This is a genomic window from Bittarella massiliensis (ex Durand et al. 2017) (genome assembly GCF_017566145.1).
GTDB classification, from domain to species: domain Bacteria; phylum Bacillota; class Clostridia; order Oscillospirales; family Ruminococcaceae; genus Bittarella; species Bittarella massiliensis_A.
Genome location: NZ_JABFCL010000084.1, coordinates 1 through 285, shown reverse-complemented (window position 1 = coordinate 285; position 285 = coordinate 1). Strand labels below are relative to the sequence as shown.

Genomic DNA, 285 nt, shown 5'->3' with positions numbered 1-285 from the left:
AAGGGCTGTCATTTCTGTACAAGATGTGCCATGGTAGATGAGACATGTAAGAATTGTCCCCCTCCACTTGTGGAAGTGTCACCGGGACACAAAGTAAAATGCTGGAAGTATGCGGCCGGAAAAGAAGAGAAAGAGGTGGTGAAGGTAAGAGAGAAACCCTGTTGGTAATTAAAGATTTGAAGAAAATATATCCACTACGGCTTTCGGGTAGAGGATGGTTTGGCAAAAAGGAAAGAATGTGCGCGGTAGATCACCTCTCCATGACGATCGAAAAGGGAGAAACAT

General features: G+C 44.6%; 1 pseudogene. It reads left to right on the top strand.

Annotation, left to right across the window (positions count from 1 at the left end):
- Nucleotides 1-98: 98 nt before the first annotated feature.
- Nucleotides 99-285: pseudogene (locus HJY11_RS13550) on the top strand (hypothetical protein); the annotation flags it as partial.